The sequence below is a fragment of the Winogradskyella flava genome (assembly GCF_014243395.1).
GTDB classification, from domain to species: domain Bacteria; phylum Bacteroidota; class Bacteroidia; order Flavobacteriales; family Flavobacteriaceae; genus Winogradskyella; species Winogradskyella flava.
Genome location: NZ_JACLCP010000005.1, coordinates 99,481 through 120,998 on the forward strand (window position 1 = coordinate 99,481; position 21,518 = coordinate 120,998).

The 21,518-nt window shown below is 34.3% G+C and carries 15 protein-coding genes; 10 read left to right on the forward strand and 5 right to left on the reverse strand.

Annotated features, from left to right (window positions below):
• Nucleotides 1-34: 34 nt before the first annotated feature.
• On the reverse strand, nt 35-2,257 hold the full coding sequence (locus H7F21_RS14680; protein ID WP_185790062.1) for a M1 family metallopeptidase: 2,223 nt from the start codon (nt 2,255-2,257) through the stop codon (nt 35-37).
• A 139-nt stretch (nt 2,258-2,396) separates the two neighbouring features.
• Here H7F21_RS14680 and H7F21_RS14685 point away from each other — a divergent pair, with 139 nt between their 5' ends.
• The 4 genes from H7F21_RS14685 (at nt 2,397) to H7F21_RS14700 (ending at nt 8,405) form a co-directional block, all read left to right on the forward strand.
• The gene (locus H7F21_RS14685) at nt 2,397-2,924 is read left to right on the forward strand and encodes an inorganic diphosphatase (RefSeq protein WP_185790063.1); all 528 of its coding nucleotides are present in this window, start codon (nt 2,397-2,399) and stop codon (nt 2,922-2,924) included.
• Nucleotides 2,925-3,046: 122 nt separating this feature from the next.
• A complete protein-coding gene (locus H7F21_RS14690; protein ID WP_185790064.1) occupies nt 3,047-5,467 on the forward strand; it encodes a sodium-translocating pyrophosphatase in 2,421 nt (806 codons plus the stop codon).
• A 77-nt stretch (nt 5,468-5,544) separates the two neighbouring features.
• Complete coding sequence (locus tag H7F21_RS14695; protein WP_185790065.1) at nt 5,545-7,335, forward strand: polysaccharide lyase 6 family protein; 1,791 nt, start codon at nt 5,545-5,547, stop codon at nt 7,333-7,335.
• Nucleotides 7,336-7,406: 71 nt separating this feature from the next.
• The gene (locus H7F21_RS14700; protein WP_185790066.1) at nt 7,407-8,405 is read left to right on the forward strand and encodes an App1 family protein phosphatidate phosphatase; all 999 of its coding nucleotides are present in this window, start codon (nt 7,407-7,409) and stop codon (nt 8,403-8,405) included.
• Here the strand turns inward: H7F21_RS14700 and H7F21_RS14705 are convergent.
• The 4 genes from H7F21_RS14705 to H7F21_RS14720 all read right to left on the reverse strand — a co-directional run bounded on the left by H7F21_RS14705 (nt 8,402) and on the right by H7F21_RS14720 (nt 12,177).
• Nucleotides 8,402-9,016: a deoxynucleoside kinase gene (locus H7F21_RS14705; RefSeq protein ID WP_185790067.1), complete on the reverse strand. Its 615-nt coding sequence runs from the start codon at nt 9,014-9,016 to the stop codon at nt 8,402-8,404. The two genes, H7F21_RS14700 and H7F21_RS14705, sit on opposite strands and share 4 nt — an antisense overlap.
• A gap of 3 nt (nt 9,017-9,019) precedes the next feature.
• Nucleotides 9,020-9,802, reverse strand: coding sequence for a hypothetical protein (locus H7F21_RS14710; RefSeq protein ID WP_185790068.1), 783 nt, complete (start codon nt 9,800-9,802; stop codon nt 9,020-9,022).
• Nucleotides 9,803-9,962: 160 nt separating this feature from the next.
• Nucleotides 9,963-10,646, reverse strand: coding sequence for a response regulator transcription factor (locus H7F21_RS14715; RefSeq protein ID WP_185790069.1), 684 nt, complete (start codon nt 10,644-10,646; stop codon nt 9,963-9,965).
• The gene (locus H7F21_RS14720; RefSeq protein ID WP_185790070.1) at nt 10,639-12,177 is read right to left on the reverse strand and encodes a sensor histidine kinase; all 1,539 of its coding nucleotides are present in this window, start codon (nt 12,175-12,177) and stop codon (nt 10,639-10,641) included. The genes H7F21_RS14715 and H7F21_RS14720 overlap by 8 nt, the downstream gene beginning before the upstream one ends.
• Nucleotides 12,178-12,303: 126 nt before the next feature.
• Here H7F21_RS14720 and H7F21_RS14725 point away from each other — a divergent pair, with 126 nt between their 5' ends.
• From H7F21_RS14725 to H7F21_RS14750, 6 genes are all read left to right on the forward strand, one after another.
• A complete protein-coding gene (locus tag H7F21_RS14725) occupies nt 12,304-12,681 on the forward strand; it encodes a hypothetical protein (RefSeq protein WP_185790071.1) in 378 nt (125 codons plus the stop codon).
• 1 nt (nt 12,682) lies between these two features.
• Nucleotides 12,683-13,588, forward strand: a complete 906-nt coding sequence (locus tag H7F21_RS14730; protein WP_185790072.1) for a GLPGLI family protein — start codon at nt 12,683-12,685, stop codon at nt 13,586-13,588.
• 99 nt (nt 13,589-13,687) lie between these two features.
• Nucleotides 13,688-16,534 (forward strand): carboxypeptidase regulatory-like domain-containing protein, encoded by a 2,847-nt coding sequence (locus tag H7F21_RS14735; RefSeq protein ID WP_185790073.1) that lies wholly within the window; start codon nt 13,688-13,690, stop codon nt 16,532-16,534.
• A gap of 116 nt (nt 16,535-16,650) precedes the next feature.
• Nucleotides 16,651-17,532 (forward strand): GLPGLI family protein, encoded by an 882-nt coding sequence (locus tag H7F21_RS14740; protein ID WP_185790074.1) that lies wholly within the window; start codon nt 16,651-16,653, stop codon nt 17,530-17,532.
• A 156-nt stretch (nt 17,533-17,688) separates the two neighbouring features.
• Nucleotides 17,689-18,582 (forward strand): GLPGLI family protein, encoded by an 894-nt coding sequence (locus tag H7F21_RS14745; protein ID WP_185790075.1) that lies wholly within the window; start codon nt 17,689-17,691, stop codon nt 18,580-18,582.
• Nucleotides 18,583-18,697: 115 nt separating this feature from the next.
• The gene (locus H7F21_RS14750) at nt 18,698-21,487 is read left to right on the forward strand and encodes a TonB-dependent receptor (protein ID WP_185790076.1); all 2,790 of its coding nucleotides are present in this window, start codon (nt 18,698-18,700) and stop codon (nt 21,485-21,487) included.
• The last annotated feature ends 31 nt before the right edge of the window (nt 21,488-21,518 follow it).

The window sequence follows — 21,518 nt, forward strand, 5'->3', positions numbered from 1 at the left end:
ATATAGACTTCTATGGACTATTAGATAGTACTATCTAATTTTTATTTTTGTTCTTAAAATCCTCAAAATCCGAAGTCTCTTCAACTTTAGGGAACATATTGTTTTTCATGTTAGTATCCGCAAATTCAAAATTAGGATCTAATACAACTTTCTTTACTTCTTTGTCTTTAATAAAGGTTTCGGTGATTTCATATTCGTTCAATCGCCATATTTCTGCTGGCAGTGTATCAATCTCACTTGTACCATCTTTATATTGCCACTCAATCGTCACAGGCATGATAAGACCTCCAACATTTTTTACAGTAATCTCGTAAATGTTCTTGCCATATAGTTGTTTGCGTATTTCAGGTTCATTCATTCTGGATAAAAACTGACCATAAGCTTGGTCTGGTGTAGAGACCATGGTTATGGTTTCGGATCCACCAGCAAAATTGGTAGTGTTTTCGCCAGCATTTTCAGCCTTAATATTTGCTTTGGTAATCTTGTTTTTGTTTTCAATATTTTCCTCGTTGGCAACAGTAAACCACTTGACGTTGGTGAGTTCCATATCCACATTGTCTGTCGTAAAGAACCAACCTCTGTAAAACCAATCCAGGTCTACAGCCGTAGCATCTTCTAGCGTTCTAAACAAATCCGCAGGATTTGGGTGTTTGTATTTCCATCGATTGGCATATTCCTTAAAGGCTTGGTCAAACAATTCCTTGCCAATAACCGAATTCCTGAGGATCTGCAAACCTACCGTTGGTTTTTGATAGTAATTTGCGCCAAATTGATTTAATAAATCATTATCCGAAGAGGTCATTATGGGACGCATAATGCTCTTGTCACCACTCATAAAAGGCACGATACTTTTTGGAGTAGTATGGTTATAATCTGGATAACGTTCTTCCATAGTGCGTTGATGAATAAAGGTATTGAGGCCTTCGTCCATCCACATCCATTGTCGCTCATCTGAGCTTACAATCATAGGAAACCAGTTGTGACCAACTTCGTGGACTATGGTACTTATCATACCTGCTTTAGCATTTTTGCTAATCTTTCCATTGATTGGTCGCCCGCCATTAAAACTTATCATTGGAAATTCCATACCAATATTAGAGGTGTTTACAGAAATACATACAGGATAAGGATATTCAAAAACGGCTTCAGAATAGACTTCCAATGCATTTTTTACGGCCAATGTAGACGAGTCACTCCAAACGGGTAAGCCCTCTTTTGGATAAAAGGACATCGCCATAACCGTATGCGTTTCTAAAGGCACAGCTTGGGCATCCCAAATGAACTTACGCGATGAGGCAAAGGCAAAGTCACGTACGTTTTTAGCATTGAATTTCCATGTCTTTGTTTTAGCGGTTTTAGATTTTTCATTGACCTTGGCTTCTTCAGGAGTGACTATCATTATAGGTTCATCTGTAGATTTTCTAGCTTTTTCCAGGCGTTGTCTTTGTGTTTTGGTAAGTACGTCAGCTTCATTTAATAATTCGCCTGTAGCAGCGACAAGATGATCTGCTGGTACTGTGATTTCAACATGATAGTCACCAAACTCCAAAGCGAACTCACCCAGTTTTTGAAATTGTTTGTTTTGCCAACCTTCCGTATCATTATAAACAGCCATTCTAGGAAACCAGTGCGCAATCAAATACACGGTATTGTCATCTCCTGGGAAGTATTCATAGCCCTCACGAGACAATAAGAACATGCTTCTATCTGTAATGTGATAGGACCAACCTATTGAGAATGTCATGGATTCACCTGACTTTAAAGGTTCGTTTAGCAATACTTTCATCATGGTATTATTGACTAAGGATTTAATCGCTTTACCACCAGCATCCTTAATATATTTTATGGTATAACCTGCGGGAAAATCAATAGCACGTGTTAAGAATTGCATGTGTCTCGTGTTCATAGAGTCGCGCACATTTCCAAAAGCATAGCCAAAATCTTCGTTCTCCTTTTTATTCACATTCTGTTCTAACTGAATCCATAAATAAGACAAGTCATCTGGTGAGTTATTGTAATAAGTAATCGTTTCATCACCACTTAAAATATTATTCCTTTCATCAAGCTTAGCTTTGATTTTATAATCTGCGCGCTGCTGCCAATAGGCTTTTCCTGGAGCACCGCTTGCCGATCGATAGACGTTGGGAGGCGGAATCATATTATCTATAGGTTCAAATTTCCCCTGATATTTTTGGTCCTGTGCATATAGGCTAAAGGATAATAAAATGGAAAGTGTAAGGGTAACAATACGTTTCATCAAAGAATGGATTAAATTAATTGGACTACAAGATAGTAATTTAGCCATTGGTTTATGAGTAAATTAGAAACCAGAGTATGTTTTAGTTGGTGAAAATTAAACACTTGCCTATCTTTGCAGCCCTCTTAAAAAGAAGATTATGACCAAATCAGGCAAGCTAACCTTTGATGTATTAATTGAGATTCCGAAAGGTAGTCGTAATAAATATGAGTACGATTTCGATTTAAAGAAAATTAGATTTGATCGTATGTTGTTTTCATCTATGATGTATCCTGGAGATTATGGTTTTATACCAGAGACTTTGGCTTTAGATGGAGACCCTCTTGATGTCTTGGTAATGGGAACGGAGCCAACATTTCCAATGTGCGTTATGGAAGTAAAACCAATTGGTGTTTTCCATATGGCAGATGAAAAAGGTCCCGATGAAAAATTGGTTTGTGTGCCAGTTAGTGATCCTATATGGAATAGCTACATGGATATTATGGATCTTAACACCCATAGGATTAAAGAAATCACACATTTTTTTCAGGTTTACAAAGATTTGGAGAAAAAGAAAGTTGATGTTGGCGGTTGGGGAAATGCTGAGGAGGCTTATGATATTCTCAACAAATGTATTGAACGATACGAAACAAGTAAGCATAAGGCAAACGGCGACTTTACCATTTAGAAAAATTCTCATAAAATTAATAATACGAACCCCTTTCTTAATTAGCACTAAAGGGTTTTTCTATTCCCTTTGATTTTACTACTTTTGCCCAGCTAAAAACAAATCAAATTAAAATTTATAATATGGAATCATTTATGATTTATATGCCAATAGCTTTGGCACTTTTAGGATTAATTTATATGCTAGTGAAGCAATCTTGGGTAATGAAACAGGATGCAGGTGATGGTAAGATGAAAGAAATTTCAGATCACATTTATGAAGGCGCATTAGCATTTTTAAATGCTGAATATAGGTTACTTACAGTTTTTGTAGTGATTGTTGCAGCTTTATTAGCCATTGTGTCTTTTGTAGTGCCTACAACACACTGGTTAATTGTAATCGCTTTTGTTTTCGGAGCTGTGTTTTCTGCTTTTGCTGGAAACATTGGTATGAAAATAGCAACGAAAACTAATGTAAGAACTACACAAGCTGCACGTACAAGTTTGCCAAATGCTCTTAAGATTTCTTTTGGAGGTGGCACTGTAATGGGACTAGGAGTTGCTGGTTTAGCTGTGTTAGGTTTAACGGTATTTTTTATTATATTTTTCCATGTATTTATGGATGGTGTTTGGACAAATACAATGGATATGACTATTGTATTAGAAACATTAGCCGGTTTCTCTTTAGGAGCTGAATCTATTGCATTATTCGCAAGAGTAGGTGGTGGAATTTATACTAAAGCAGCAGATGTTGGTGCAGATTTAGTAGGTAAGGTAGAAGCAGGTATCCCAGAAGATGATCCTCGTAATCCTGCAACAATTGCAGATAACGTAGGTGACAATGTAGGTGATGTTGCAGGTATGGGAGCTGATCTATTTGGTTCTTATGTTGCTACAGTATTAGCCGCAATGGTTTTAGGTAATTATGTAATTAAAGATATGGGTGGTGCAATCTCTGATGCTTTTGGAGGTATTGGCCCAATCTTATTACCTATGGCAATAGCTGGTGCCGGAATTATCATTTCTATTATTGGCACAATGCTGGTTAAGATAAAGAGTAACGATGCCAAAGAAGCCCAAGTTATGGGTGCATTAAACATTGGTAACTGGACATCAATTGTTTTAGTAGCTGTGTCTTGTTTTGGGTTAGTGACTTGGATGTTACCTGAAACAATGAAAATGAATTTCTTCGGAGAAGGATTAGTTGAAATTTCATCAATGCGCGTATTTTATGCAACTCTAGTTGGATTATTTGTAGGAGCGGTGATTTCTTCGGTTACTGAATACTATACAGGATTAGGTAAAAAACCAATTTTAAATATCGTACAACAATCATCAACTGGTGCAGGAACCAACATTATAGCAGGTTTAGCTACTGGTATGATATCTACTTTCCCGTCTGTATTATTATTTGCTGGTGCGATTTGGGCATCTTATGCATTTGCTGGTTTCTATGGCGTAGCATTGGCAGCTTCAGCGATGATGGCCACAACAGCTATGCAATTAGCGATTGATGCATTTGGACCAATTTCTGATAATGCTGGAGGTATAGCTGAAATGAGTGAGCAAGAACCAATCGTAAGAGAACGCACAGATATATTAGATTCAGTTGGTAATACAACTGCAGCAACAGGAAAAGGGTTTGCTATTGCTTCTGCAGCATTAACGTCCTTAGCATTATTTGCTGCTTACGTAACGTTTACGGGAATTGACGGTATTAATATTTTTAAAGCACCAGTATTAGCTATGTTATTTGTTGGTGGAATGGTACCAGTAGTGTTCTCTGCTTTAGCAATGAACGCCGTAGGTAAAGCCGCTATGGAAATGGTAGAAGAAGTACGTCGTCAGTTTAGAGACATTCCAGGAATTATGGAAGGTACTGGTAAGCCAGAATACGATAAGTGTGTGGCAATTTCTACGCAAGCGTCTTTAAAAGAAATGATGTTACCAGGGTTATTAACTATTGGTTTTCCATTAGTTATAGCCTTTGTTCCAATGTTGTTTGGAATGAGTCATATGGCAATTGCAGAAATGTTAGGTGGTTATATGGCTGGCGTTACAGTGTCTGGTGTATTATGGGCGATTTTCCAGAATAATGCTGGTGGAGCTTGGGATAATGCTAAGAAGTCTTTTGAAGCTGGAGTTGAGATTAACGGTGAAATGACTTATAAAGGTTCTGACGCGCACAAAGCCGCTGTAACTGGTGACACGGTTGGTGATCCTTTTAAAGATACGTCTGGGCCTTCAATGAATATCTTAATTAAGTTAACATGTCTTATAGGTTTAGTAATCGCTCCAATTTTAGGTGGTCATTCTTCTGAAACAGCGATGGCAACTATTGAAGATGAAGTTTCAATAGAAATGACTGTTAAGTCTAAAGATATGGCGACAGCAACTGTAGATTATTCAACAATGAAAGATGGTGAAAAAGTTATGGAAACCATAACTTTTGAAGGTACTCAGGTTGAGGTTGAGAAAGAATTAAAAGCTTTTGAAGCCTCTTTGAAAAATGAAGCTGGAGACGTTGAGAAAGTGATCGAAAAGGTTGATATTACTAAAGAATAGATAATAAATTATTTAGTCTTAAAGCCACACGATTCGTGTGGCTTTTTTTATCGTATTTCGCGAAATACTTCTTATCTTTGAAATTGGTTAACCAATCTGGTTTTCCAGTTTATGATGTGAAAGCTATGAAAACTTATATGCTTGTGTTTTTATTATTATTAGCATTTAATGCCAAAGGACAAATTGTTAGCAATAATGCAGAACTACAAAATGCGATATCAAATGCGCAAGCAGGCACTGTAATTGAGCTCGCCGATGGTACTTGGAACAGTGTTCAAATATCCATTAACGTTAATGCCATTGAATCCCAACCTTGTATTATTAAGGCACAAAATCCTGGAAGCGTATTTTTTGAAGGACGTTCAAATATTAGTTTAGGTGGTTCGTACATTATTTTTGAAGGTGTTGTTTTTCAAAATGCGTCCGGACTTATTACAAGTAATGGAAGAATAGAACCTATTATAGAATTTAGAGATACAAGCAATAATGATTGTATTAATTGTACTGTTAGAAATATAAAAGTAGATGCTTATAATGGTACTTCTACCCAAGAAGAAGATATTTTTAAATGGGTTATTATTTATGGTGAATATAATGAAGTAAGCTACTCTTCTTTCATAGGTAAAAATGGTGTAGGTAGTATTATTAATGATAACCATAATAATTCAACACCAGATTATTCTAAAATACATCATAATTACTTTGCAGATAGAGTGCCTGTAAATAATGATGTTAACGGATTAAATGACCAAGACGCTATTCGAATTGGTACCAGTACTACTTCGCTTTCGGATTCGTTCACCGAAGTTTATGACAATCTTTTTAATAATTGGTCAGGGGAAGTAGAAATCATATCTAACAAAAGTGGAAGTAATAGATATTACAATAACACATTTAGAGATTATCAAGGTACACTAACCTTAAGACATGGTAATAATGCTGATGTATATGGAAACTATTTTTTTGGAAATAATAATGCTTTTTCAGGAGGAGTAAGAGTCATTGGAGAAGATCATAAGGTATATAACAATTACTTTGAAGGTCTTAGATATAGAAAACCAAATGGATCAGGTTCTAATACCACAGGTGCTCTAAATGTAATGAATGGTCAAGTAAATTCTGCTTTAAGTGGTTATTATCAAGTTAAAAATGTACAAATTGTAAATAATACGCTTGTCGACTGTGATCTAGGTATTAGAGTTGGTACGAGTCTGAGTGGGGCGACGCTGCCACCAGAAAATCTAATAGTTGCTAATAACATCATTTTAGATTCTGATATAAATGCGTTTCAAGAAATTACTGCTCCAATCGGAAGTTCGGTATATGAAGGAAATATCACCCAAAACGGAAGTTGGGATTTAACCAATGGTGTAAATTCCAACGAAACGGTTACTTCAGGATTATTAGCAAGTGGAACAGATTTTTACCGATTAGTATCAGGCAGTGCAGCTATTGATGCTGGAGTAGGATCGTATACATTTTTAACCACAGATATTCTGTACGGAGATAGAGAGATGGATTTTGATGCAGGTGCAGAAGAATTTGGAGCAGGCGGAACTGTCGGGCCTTATGAGGTTGCAGATGTTGGCACCACAATAGGTTTTGGTACTCTGAATGCACTATCCGTTAATGACGTGAATATAGAAAGTGTCACTGTTAAACTTCATCCTGTGCCATCTAATGGTGAACTAACTATTTCAAAAAAAGATGGAGCTATTGGACTTATAATAATATTTAATACACATGGAAAATTACTCTATAAACAAAACATAGATCTCAAAACAGCAACTATCAATGTAAGTCAGTTTTCGTCAGGCGTCTATATTTTAAAAACAAATACAGCTAATTTGCGTTTTGTTATTGATTAATGGTATTATTCTATTTTATAGCCACTCAATTCGTGTGGCTTTTTTATTTTTATACCCTGTAACATCACTAAATGTTAAAAAAAGATCCCTTACAAATCATAGCTTTTCAAGGTTATGGTACAGATACCCATTTCTATGCTCGCGGTAGAGCTCTGGAGGACGAATCCATAGATTTAGAAAATCAGCATATTTGGCACCTCATTATAAACACCTGGAAGCGTTTTGAAACCGATGAAATAAAAAATGTTGGTATTGATATCAAGCTTCCAAACCATATAATTTTAAAAGGTACTACGGATAGTGATGGCTATTATAAGGTTGACGCTGATCTCCGTGATTTGAAAAAAATAACAAATGAAGAAGGATGGCTGCCTTTTGAGTTATCTTATAATGATGTAAACATAAAGCGAACCATTCAGAATGAAAATCGATTTCCTGGAGAAATATTGATTCCGTCCGCTAAAGCACAATTTGGTGTAGCTAGCGATATTGATGATACTATTTTGCATACAGGAGTAGTGTCTACGCTAAAATGGAAAGTCATTTATAATTCCGTATTCAAACATGCCAAAAATAGAATACCACTTGAAGGTGCTGCGGAGTTTTATCATAAATTACATAGAGGCGCTTCGGACGATAATGCCAACCCTATTTTTTATGTCAGTCATAGTCCATGGAATTTGTATCGCTATCTCGAGTTGTTTTTGAGACAGAATAATTTCCCGAAGGGTCCAATATTATTAAGGAGTTTTAGTAATATATTGAGAAAGAAATCTCAAGATGACAAACCTCAAAAGCAAAAAGAAATTTTAAACCTTCTTAAAACCTATCCCGATTTGCCATTTATTCTCATTGGAGATAGTGGAGAGCACGATCCCGATATCTATATGGAGATTGCAGAAGAATTTCCGGATCGAATATTATCAATTTATCTCAGAAGTGTGAAGCATAGGAAGAAAATGCTGCGTGTAAGAGCATTAGTTGAAAACTATAAAACAACGCCTGTATTAATGGTAGAAAATAGTCAGCAAGCTATTGAGCATGCAAAACAACATGGTTTTATTGCTTAAAATAAACCGTGAATCTGAGCATCAATTTTATTAATGATGCCTCCTAAATCTTCCGGATTGGTCACGAAATCGAGATTGTCTACATCTATAATAAGCAAGTTGCCTTTGTCGTATTTAGTAATCCAAGCTTCGTAGCGTTCATTCAATCGACTCAGGTAATCAATACTAATGGTGTTTTCATAATCACGACCACGCTTATGAATTTGTGCTACCAAATTTGGAATGCTACTTCGCAAATAGATTAATAAGTCAGGACCTTTTACAAAAGATTCCATTAACTCAAATAAAGAAGAGTAGTTTTCAAAATCACGATTGGTCATTAAGCCCATAGCGTGCAAGTTGGGAGCGAAAATATGGGCATCCTCATATATGGTTCTATCCTGTATGATATCCTTTCCACTATTATGAATCTGATTGACCTGACGAAATCTGCTGTTTAAGAAATAGACCTGTAAGTTAAAGCTCCAACGTTCCATTTGATTATAAAAATCGTCTAGATATGGATTGTCAACAACATCTTCTAATTGGGCTTCCCACTTGTAATGTTTGGCGAGTAATTTTGTGAGCGTGGTTTTACCTGCTCCTATATTTCCTGCAACAGCAACATGCATAATCTATTCTAGTTTAAGTTGGTATTGACGCAGAATTTCGTCGTCGTAAATATACAAGGTTTCATTGGTTACCAAAAACTGATTTATTAACAAATTTGGATGTTCAACAGGTTTTATTTCAGTAGTGTTTTTAGTTAAAATATTCAGTCCATTGTCTTTTTTCAACACTAAATGTGCTTTACTAAATGCCATATTTTCAAAACCATCATTTTTGTGTTTTGCTATTAAGCTTCCAAAATAATTATAGATGTATAAATAGTTTTCCGTGAGCATGTAGCAATTATTGTAGTCGCTTTTAAGATCTAAGATTTGTGACTGTACAGGTACCGTTTTCAATCTTATCTTATTGGTTTTGTAGTCATACAATTCCAACTGCTGTAAATCTTGATTGAATATCCAAAGCGTGTTGTCGTATCCAGTGGATATAAAACTTACGTTTTTATAAGGTTGAACAGTATTAAAGTCTATTTTAAAGACTTCAGCTAGGCGATTATCTAAAATAATTACGGTATTAAAATCTTGATAAAATAAATTGATTTTTAAAGGGTTAAAGGCATTGGCAGAGGTGATTTCACTAAGCTGAAAATTAGTGTAGGTGATTGTGGTGTCCTTGGTTTTTTTATGAAAGGTATTGTCTTCTGCTGTATAATACAGTGTCCCGAAAGTATCGACTCCAAAAATCTTGTCAGCTTTTAGAGTGGTAGAGTCTTTTATACTGATATGAATTTGCTCTTGGGCAAAAGCTGAAAAACTGATTATAAAAAAGAAAATAAATGCTTTGTACATAGGATTCAGAAAAGTACAAAAATTGCTCCAAACGTTTACTGTCGTTCTAAACTTTTACAATGAGCTTGTCGAAGTTTGTTTCAGTATCTCAATTCACATAGTCGATGCTTTTTATGGGATGCTGAATGAAGTCAGTATGACAAACCGATAGGATGGCATTTTAAACGGTAAGTTTATAACCATATCCACGGACATTAATAATTTGAATGTTCTCATCTTTCTTCAGTTTCTTGCGAAGCTTGGTAATAAAAACATCCATACTACGAGTCGAGAAAAAGTCATCCGTTCCCCAGAGTTTGTTAAGAATTAATGAGCGATCCAAAACCTTATTCTTGTTTTGTATAAGATGAAATAATAAATGTGCTTCTCTGTGCGTTAACTGGACCGATTCCTCATCTCTAAACTGAAGCTGCTGTTTCGGAAAATCAAACGAATAATGGCCGACTTCAAATACTTTGGACGTTTTTTGAACGGCAGTACGGTTTATCAAATTATGGATACGCACAATGAGCTCTTCCATGCTAAAAGGTTTTTTCAAATAATCATTCCCTCCAATGGAAAAGCCTTCAACAACATCTGCAGTTTGTGATTTTGCTGTTAAAAAAATAATGGGAATGGTATTATCTATAGCTCGTATTTCTTTCGCCAAAGTAAAGCCATCTTTTTTGGGCATCATAACGTCCAAGACCAAAATATCTGGATTTTCTGAATTATACTTTTCATAGGCCTTTTCGCCGTTTTCGCAAAGAATAACTTCAAAGTCTCTGGTTTCGAGACTTTCTTTTATTATCTGACCTAATGCTGCTTCATCTTCAGCTATTAATAGTTTTATGTTTTCAGCCATTGGGAAGCGATATTTTAAAAGTCGTAAGATTATGTTCTATAGCTAAACTAATAATGCCCTCATGTTTTTCAATAATCGTTTTGGTGTAATAAAGACCAATTCCGAAACCTTTGACGTTATGGGTATTGCCTTCGGTAACACGATAGAACTTTTCGAAAATTCGCTCTTTATTATCTTTAGATAAAGAATTTCCATTATCGGAAATATGGATATGAAACAAATCCTTTTTAGGTATTAAATCTATGAAAATGATGTTCCCTCCATATTTAACGGCATTATCGAAAATATTGTTCAGGGCATTTTCAAAATGAAAAACATCTACGCTGGCCATTAAGCTATCTGCCCTAAAGTTTGTTTGGAATTCCTTTTCTGGATACTGGATTTTATACCTGTTTGACAAAGTGTTTAGCAGATCGACAATATCAATTTGGTCTTTATTTAATTCCAAACTGTCGCTGTCCAGTGTTGCAGTTTCTAGAAGTTTTTCTACCATTATATTCAACTTGTTTAATTGCTCAGAGGACATATTGATATACTTTTTTGTCTTCTCTTTATCGTCAATGCCGTTGAAGTTATTGATACTTTCTAAAGCAACACCAATAGTTGCTATTGGTGTTTTAAACTCATGTGTAATATTACTTATGAGGTCGTTTTTAACTTCTGCTAATTGTTTTTGGTGTTTTATGATTTTTAGTAAATAGAAAAGACAGCTAATAACTGCTAATACTAGTAGTGTTGATATCGAAATTCCACCTAACATTCGTTTTAAAACGACTTTGGTTTCATTGGTAAAATCGATGCTTAATTCACTTTCTTTTGGTAAGAAAGAGGACTTTGAAAGCACATTCAATAATGTGCCATTACCTAAGTCTGTGGTGTCTGTTTTTACAATAATTAAATTATTCGAAGTGTTAAAACTATATTCTGGCTGTTTATAATTTAATTGATAGTCAACACTAATATTTTTCCGACTCAATTCAGACTTTAGGTTGCCATCTATTTTTTTTAGATTTAGAGTATCATTAGTAATGGAGATAACAATTTTTGAAGTCAACATTTCTAAATTAGAAATATCGGAAGAATCACGAACCTGCTTTGTGTTTCTTAAAGTTGCTTTAATTGAATCTAGGGAAACGGGTTTGTGCCGCTCAGTGTAATGTTTCATCATTGAGTCGGCTTTTAAGCCTCTTAAAACCGTAATATCGTCAATAAAATTTATGCTTATGGAATCTAAGTTTTTAAAAGAACCTTCAGATTCATCAATTGTGCTTAAAAGTTTTCGAAATTTCCCTCCCTGTTTAAATACTTCTTTATGACCTTTTCCATTGAAAGAAAATCCTAAGGTTGTTTTTTGAGCTAAATCTGCATAATAATCGTCCACAGCTTTATCCAAACTAACCTGCACATCATTAATCAATTGCTGTTTATTAATCTGATAATTTTTAAAATTCCAATAGACTTGTATGCCAATTGTGACCACTATTACCAATACAATGGTGTATAAGATATATTTATAACGTTGATCGTTCATGCTTCAAAAGTATAGGTTAATCACAAGTTAAACTAATCGGTTAACACACGTTAACACAGGTTAACTTAAAAAAATAATTATGCTGTTGATATTTGTGATGTATTAATCATAAAACAAAAACATCAAATGAAAAATTTCATCACAGGCTTATCACTTTTAATGATAGCGCTAACTTTTGGGCAAACTAAAAGTCTCAGTGGAACTTTAGAAACTTCTGAAAAAGAAACTAAGATTGAAAATTTAAAAATTGAAATAACTGTAGATTCTGTAGAGGAAATAAAATCTACGTTTTCAACTGAGGATATCAAACGCATTCTAGATGAAATATCAGAAGATGAAAGCATCATATTTAAGATGACTTGTAATAATAAGAATGCTTCAACTGGTTATAAATCATCAGCGTCTTATACGGTTAAAGGGAATACTGATGATAAAGATTTTTTTATCAAAAGCATTAAAAAGGTAAGAAAAGCAGCAATTAAGTATTATAAAAATAGAGCATAATATGACAACAATTATTAGAGTTTTAGTCTTGGCATTAATGTTAGCCTTCTTTAACGGTAATGCACAAGATTTTCAAGGCGTCGCAACATACAAGACGCTTACAAAATTAAATTTAAAGTTAGATAGTACAAGCTTAGGGAGTACCAAAGCAAAATCTAGTGATGTAAGTATCTCGACAGAGATGCGAGAACAAATAATGGAACAATTAAAGAAAGGTTCTCAACAGACCTATAAGTTAAGTTTCGATAAGGAACAATCTATCTATAAAAAAGAAGAAAAATTAGAGAAGCCAAAACCTAACTCTGGCAATGTAAGTTTTTCGATTAACTTTAGTGGAGGAGCGGGTGATATCCTATATAAAAATATTAAAGAGAAAAGGTATACGAGTTCAAGCGAAACTTTTAGTAAGTTATTTTTAATACAAGATGAGCTTCAAGAACATGACTGGAAATTAGAAAATGAAACAAAAAATATAGGAGAATATACTTGTTATAAAGCGACTAAGACATTTACAAGAAAAGAAACGGTAAGGACATTTACCAGTTTTAATGTAAATGGCAAAGACAAAGAAGATGAAAAAAAGAAAGAGCCAGAAACAAAAGAGGTTGAAGTAACGGTTACTGCATGGTACACACCTCAAATTCCTGTTAGTACAGGTCCAGACATTTATCACGGACTTCCTGGTTTAATCTTGGAGGTTAATGATGGAAGAACAACGACGATTTGTAGTAAGATTGAGATTAACCCAAAAGACGGTTTTGAGATTAAAGAACCTAAAAAAGGTAAAAAAGTCAATCAAAAAGAATACGATAAAATTGTAAAGAAAAAGTCAGAGGAACAGATGGAGCAATTTAGATCTAGACGCAGAAGCGGCGAGTCTGTGCAAATGATAAAAATTGGTGGTTAATACTTAGTCCTATAAATCAATAAAATCATATGTAATTATTATTCATATAAGGATCAAAGTAGGGTGTCTTATAACTTTTCAAATTTAACAAATCATATAATGAAATATATATTTACTACTATGTTTTTCATAGTGGCTAGCACTTCCTTTGCGCAAATTAAAATAGATGGAATTGTTAAGGATAGTATAGGTAATCCATTGGAACTTGCAAATGTGGTTGCAATTAATAAAGAAACGAATGGGTTAGAATCTTTTGCTATTACAAATGAAGAAGGGAAATATAGGCTTAGTGTTGAGAAAAACACCAAATATATACTTCAAGTAAGTTCTATTGGTTACAAGGCAATTAGTGATACCTATGAAACTAAAGAGGTAGATGTTAGCAAAGACTTCGTTTTAAAAGAAGATAACCTGTTGGACGAGATAGAATTGACTTATGAAATTCCTGTTAAGATAGATGGAGACACTATAACTTATAATGCAGATTCTTTTAAGAGGCCAACAGATAGAAAGCTTGGTGATTTATTAAAAAACATGCCAGGAATAGAAGTCAATGACGCAGGAGAGGTTAAGGTAGAGGGAAAAACAATTCAAAAACTAATGATTGATGGCGAAGTTTTTTTCGATGGAGACACCAAATTAGGAACTAAAAATATACCATCCAATGCTGTGGATAAAGTACAAGTTTTAAAAAATTTCTCTGAAGTAGACCAGTTAAAAGGAGTGCAAGATAATTCAGATAATTTGGCTTTAAATATCAAACTTAAAGAAGGCAAAAAGAATTTTTGGTTTGGAGATATTAAGGCTGGAGTTGGATTTTCAGGAGATTTTGACATACCAAATAACGATGTTGCTTTTGATACAGGATTGTCATCTAACTTTACTTTAAAAGGAGATAACCTTTATGTGTTACAACCAAAGTTATTTTACTATAGTCCAAAATACAGTATTAATTTAATCGGTGATTTAAATAATATTGGAGAAGTCGTTCTTAATAGAAGTGACCTTTTTAAACTCTCTAGTGGGTTTAGAGCTCCAAGTGCCTCTAGTGGTACAAATATTAACCTGGGTAATAATGATATAGGTTTTTTAGCAATTCAAAATAATAATGCTTTAGATATAAATACAAAGCTCGGTGCTGCCAACTTCAGCTATTCGCCAACTAAAAATATAAGTATTAATGGTTTTGGGGTGTTTTCAAGTAGTCGAGTAGATCAAAGACAGAATCGCTTTGCACAGTTTGTACAATTCGAAGATAACCCAGACACTGCAATAGATGAGTCTCTTAATACACCACCAGATGAGGCAACAGTTAGTCAGACGCAACAAGCTTCAGATATAGGGTTATTAAAATTAAGCGGAAAATACAAACCTAATTCAAATAATCAATTAGAATACAACATACAAGGACGATTGTCAAAAACTTCACAAACTCAGGATTTCTTTTCGACAGTTACAGGGAGTACCGACGAATTTGAAGATATTACACCTTTTAGCTTAAGACAAAGTTTAAATTATTATTATACTTTCAATGAGAACAATATTTTTGCACTATCGTCTCAATATCTAATTCAAGATGAAGATCCATTCTATAACGCGGCATTAGAGAATAACCCATCTAATAATGACGATGACGATGCTGATGCCTTTGATTTAACAGCTGAGAATTTAGGTTTAAATAGATCATTTGATAATTATAATTTATCTCAAGAAAGGCGTGTTAAAACCAATCAACTAGATTCTAGATTAGACTATTGGAATGTTCTTACAGAAAGAAGTAATATTAATTTTACATTAGGCACTACATTAAGTCGTCAACGTTTCAACTCTGATTTTTTCCAACTGTTAGGGAATATGGGAGATTTAAACCGCTCAGAATTTGTTCCAACACCACTAATAAATGATGGACTTAATACAAATGATATAGAGTATAGATTTTCTGATTTGTATGCAGGAATACACTATCAATTTAAAACAGGCATATTTACTTTTACGCCTGGTTTTAATTTACATGCTTACAGTGTAAATAATAAACAGTTTGGAGAAGAATTTGATGACAGTTTTTTTAGAATTTTACCGGATTTTACAGCAAGAATTAAATTAAAAAAGAGTGAAAATTTAAGGTTCCGATATAATATGAGAACACAGTTTAATGATGTAAAGAGGTTTGCTAGAGGGTTAGTATTAAATAACTTTAATGCGCCTTTTTCGGGTAATCCAATTTTAGAGAATGGACTTTCTCACGTGGCTAGCTTAAATTACTCAAGTTTCAATCAATTTAATAATACCAATGCTTTTGCAAATGTTACTTACACGAAGAGTATAAACCAAGTGCAAAGTAATGTTGATTTTAGCAGTGTTATTAGAACAAGAACTCTATTTAATTCTCCTATAGACAATGAATCTGTAGTTGCAAGTGGCAGTTTTCAAAAAAGATTAAAGAGGATAACAGGAACTTTAGGAGGTAGTTTTACTTACAATAAGTTTAATCAATTATTTGTAGGAGTACCTACAATAAATGAGAATTATAATCAAAATTATTTTGCCCGAATACGAACTAATTTTAGAACAGCTCCGAATATTCAGTTAGCTTATAATTATGCAAAAGCAGATAACAACCAAGGTGGCAGAAACACCAAGTTTTTTACAAATTCACCTTCTATTGAATTTGATGCCTATATCTTTAAATCATTGACATTTAGAACAGATTACGGCTATACTCGTATTAGTAATGAAAGTGGAACATTAAATTCATTCGATTTTTGGAATGCTACTCTATCCTATAGAGGAAAGCCAGATTCTAAATTAGAATATGAAATTAGAGCTACTAATTTATTAAATACACGTTCCAGAGATAGAAATAGTGTTAATAATTTTTCATCTAATTTCAACCAGACTTTCATTCAGCCAAGATTTATAACATTTAGATTAGTATACGATTTGTAACTGTACAGCTTTAAGACTCATGTAATGTCTATGTTAATATTATGGTAAACACGAGACACTTTGTTTAATGTTTTAAATATATTTGTTAAACAAAATAATAATTAACACGTTTTACCATGAGATCACTACTATTAAAATCTAGCTTTTTCATATTCTTATTTCTTTTAGCCAATAATTTAGATACCGTTGAATTAAGGAATTTCAATGATGATAACACTGTTCAAGAGTTTCAAGGACAGGCTACATATATTTCCAAATCTACTATGGAGTTGGGAAGATGGGGAGCAAGATTGAGTGAAGAGCAGAAAAAACAAGTAAAGGCAAGACTTAAAAACAGATTGGAAAAAAAATACATTTTGACCTTTAATAAGGAAGAAGCTTTGTTTTATGAAGATGAAAAACTAGATGCGATGTCTGGTGCCACTGATTCTTGGGGAAAGAATTTTGCGCCTGGGAAGCAGTATAAAAATGTAAAGAGCAACGAGCAAATTCAAAATCAAGAGTTTTACGGTAAGCAGTTTTTGGTCAAGGATAATTTGCAGAATATAGAATGGCAATTGGGTAAAGAGACAAAGCAGATAGGGAATTACACTTGTTTTAAGGCTACAGCATCAATTCCAACTAGTGATTTGACTTGGTATGATTTTTCATGGAGTCGATTACAAAATCCTAATACGACGGAGGAAGAATCTGATTCTAAAAGTGACGAAACACAAGAGCCTTCAGTGGATATGACGGAAGTAGAAGCTTGGTATTCGCCTCAAATTCCTGTTGGCCATGGACCATTAGAATATTGGGGACTACCAGGATTAATATTAGAAGTCAGTGCAGGTAATACTACAATGCTATGTACCAAAGTAGTTATAAATCCAGAAGATAAAGTTGAAATTAGCGCACCAGAAAAAGGTAAAATAGTGAGCAAGCAAGAATACCAAGAGACTATTGTAGAAAAAATGAAAGAATTTCGGAATAATAGAATGGGTAGAAGAAGAGGATAATCAATTAACAGAAGTTTAACGCAATTAAAATTAACGTTTCGCATCTAAAGTAGTCTAAGCTTATAGTAATAAAGTTGAATATGCAATGTAACATTTCTTTAAGATGTGCACTTGAATTATAGACTTACATTTGTTGTTAATCATTAATCATTAAAAATGAAAAAGCCGCTTTTAATACTTACGTTATTATTTACATTCTGTTTTTGCTCAGTTTCGATTGCTCAAGACTTTCAGGGGAAAGCCCATTATATGTCTAAAACCACTATGGATTTAGATCAATGGGGAGGACGGGAAATGAGTCCAGAACGTAAGAAGCAAATCCAGGAAAGAATGAAAAGTTTTTTGGAAAAGGAATACATTTTAACCTTTAACAAGTCTGAATCCATCTACAAAGAAGATGAAAAGTTAGAAGCACCTGGAGGATCTGGCCGAGGATTTGGAAGTTTTGGTAGTAGCTTTACAGGTGGTCCAAAATATAAAAATGTAAAAACAAAGGAAGTATTACAGGATCAAGAGTTTTTTGGAAAGCAATTTCTGATTAAGGATGACTTAAAAGGATTGGAATGGAAAATGGGAACTGAAACAAAGCAAATCGGTAATTATACTTGCTTTAAAGCCACAGCGACGAAAACTGTAGATCAGTTCGATTGGAGAAGCATGAGAAGACGTGGAAGGGGTCAAGATAATAAAGAAAAGAAAGAAAGCGAGGTCGCTAAAGACTCCACAAAAACAAATGACGATCCAATGAGCGAAATTGAAGTGCCAAAAACTATAGAAGTCGTTGCTTGGTATACACCTCAGATTCCGATTAATCAAGGTCCAGATGATTATTGGGGTTTACCTGGTCTCATCTTAGAAGTTAATGCCGATAGAACTACAATTTTATGTACAAAAATTGTAATGAATCCCGAGGAAAAAGAGGATATCGAAAAACCTGAAAAAGGAGAAGAAGTGACGCAAGCAGAATACACTGAAATCATCACCAAGAAGATGCAAGAAATGCGGGAGATGTACGGCGGAAGAAATAGAGGCGGTGGCCGAAGAAACTAGAATAACTACAATAATCTAATCAACTTATGAAATGAGCCATAATACATCTTGATTGTAACCAAGGTGATTACAGGCAAGTTCCATCTGACCACTAAAAAACAATAAAAATCAACAGATGAAAAGAATTTTAATACTACTATTTTTGGTAGTAACCAGTACTTCCTTTGCTCAAATTAAAATGCAAGGTGTTGTAAAAGATAGTATTGGTGCTCCCTTGGAGTTGGCAAATGTCATTGCTATAAATCAAGAAACAAGTGCCTTAGAATCTTATGCTATTACTAATGATAAGGGTAAATATGTATTGTCCTTAGGTAAAAATGGTAAGTACAAAGTACAGGTAAGCTATATTGGTCTAAAGTCTTTCGAGCAGATCATCACAACTAAGGAAGAAGATATCAACAGGGATTTTACCTTAATGCCAGATAACTCCTTAGACGCTGTTGAGCTAACTTATGAGATGCCTGTGACGATTAAAGGCGACACGCTTATTTATAATGCCGATTCCTTTAAAAATGGGTCTGAACGAAAGTTGGAAGATGTATTGGAAAAATTACCAGGCGTAGAAATCAATGAGGATGGACAGGTCGAAGTCGAAGGCAAAGTTGTGAATAAATTAATGGTTAATGGTAAGGATTTTTTTGATGGTGATACCAAACTAGCTACTAAAAATATTCCTTCAAATGCCGTAGATAAGGTTGAGGTATTAAGAAATTATTCTGAGGTGGGACAATTACGAAGTGTCACCAACAATCAAGATAATGTGGCCTTAAATATTAAACTAAAAGAAGGTAAGGAAAACTTTTGGTTTGGAGATATTACTGCAGGAGGAGGTACTGCCCCATCTCCAAATGATGAGTTGTATTTGGTACAACCCAAACTATTTTATTACAGTCCAAAATATAGTGTTAACATTATTGGAGACATGAATAACATTGGTGAAGTTGCCTTGACTAACCGTGACTTAAGAAACTTTGGTGGTGGATTTGGATTTAGATTGCCAAGTAGAACTAGTGGAACCAATATCAATCTCGGCGATAATGGACTTGGTGGATTAACCAATATTGCCAATGCCCAAGAAGTAATTACGAAATTAGCAACAGCAAATTTTAGTTATTCACCGAGTAAATCATTGGATTTAAGCGGATTTGTTATATACAATAGTAGCAGATTACGAACACGCGAAGAAAGTTTCTTTGATTATATAGAGGTTGAGGACGATCCTTCGACTCCAATTGATGAATCTGCAAATATTCCACCAGACGAGGCAACAGTTTCAAGGGGTAGAGAAGCTTCTAATCAGGCTATAGCCAAGTTGAGTGCGTCTTATAAACCCAATGTCAATAATCAGTTGGATTATGACCTTTTAGGCCGTATCTCGGACGATGAAGAACGGCAGAATTTATTTTCATCCGTTGTTGGTGTTACAGATCAAGTGGATCGGGTAAAGCCATTTAGTATCAACCAGACTTTGAACTACTACTACACCTTAGATGAAAATAATATTTTTGCGTTTGAAGCGCAGCATCTTATCAAGGATGAAGATCCATTTTACAATGCCTTGTTAGTAAACGACCCAACACCACCAAATACCCAGGACGCCTTTGATGCCACTGCTTTTGGTTTAGGTTTAAATCAAGACCAGTTCAGCTATGATATCAATCAGGAACGACGTGTGAAGTCAAATCAGCTGGATGCTAAATTGGATTATTATAATATCCTTAATGCTAAAAGTAATATCAACTTAACGCTTGGTACCATATTAAGTAATCAAAAGTTTAACTCTAATATTTTTCAGTTTTTAGATAACGGCGCACAGTTTAATCCAACACCAACAATTACAGATGAAGATGGAAATCCGTTATCTGCCGAAAATGATAATGTAGATTATAGTTTTAGGGATATCTACTTAGGTGTACATTACAGATTTAAAACGGGCAAATTTACCTTTACGCCAGGCTTATCTTTCCATGCTTACGGAAATAAAAATACGCAAGGAGGTGATACTTTCGAAGATAACTTCTTTAACGTATTACCAGATTTTGAAGCTAGGATTCAATTCAAAAAGAGTGAAAGTTTGCAGTTTAATTATAACATGACCAATACGTTTACGGATGTTACCAATATCGCTGAAGGTCTAGTGCTTAACAACTTTAACAGTATACAATTTGGTAATCCTGAGCTGCAAAATGCATTATCACATAATATAAGACTGTTCTATAGTAGCTTTAACTTATTCAACTACACAAATGTATTTGCAGGATTAAATTATAGTAAGAATGAAGACCAGATCCGTTCATTGACAAATTTTCAAAGTGTGATTAGAACAAACAGTTTCTTTAATTCTCAGTTCGCAGATGAAACCGCATCATTATTTGGTAGAGTGCAACGTACTTTTGGAAAAATTAGAGCGAGTTTAAGAGCTAATTTTAGCTATAGTAAGTTTAATCAATTTATTCAATCTAGTACAAGCCCTTCAATTAATGAAAGCTTTACACAAAATTATACGCCAGAAATTCGTACCAATTTTAGAGAAGCGCCAAATGTAAGACTACGTTATGGGTATACTATTAGAAACAATGACCAAGGTGCCAATTCAAATAAGTTTATAACACGGGCACCATCTATAGAGTTTGATGCCTATATCTGGGACGCTGTAACATTTGTCACGGATTTCACATATACAGAACAAGAAAATAATGGTCAAGTAGAAGACTTTAAAACCTGGAATGCTTCTTTACGCTATAGAAAAGGTAGAGATGCGAAATGGGAATACTCGTTGAGAGCTTCCAATATTTTAGATATTGATTCTAATATCAGTAATGGCGCGGGTAATATCTCAGTGTTTAGTTCTGAAACCTTTATTCAACCAAGGTTTCTGACTTTCAGGTTAACCTATACTTTATAGAATTTTAAAAGCATTCGAAAATACGAAAGCT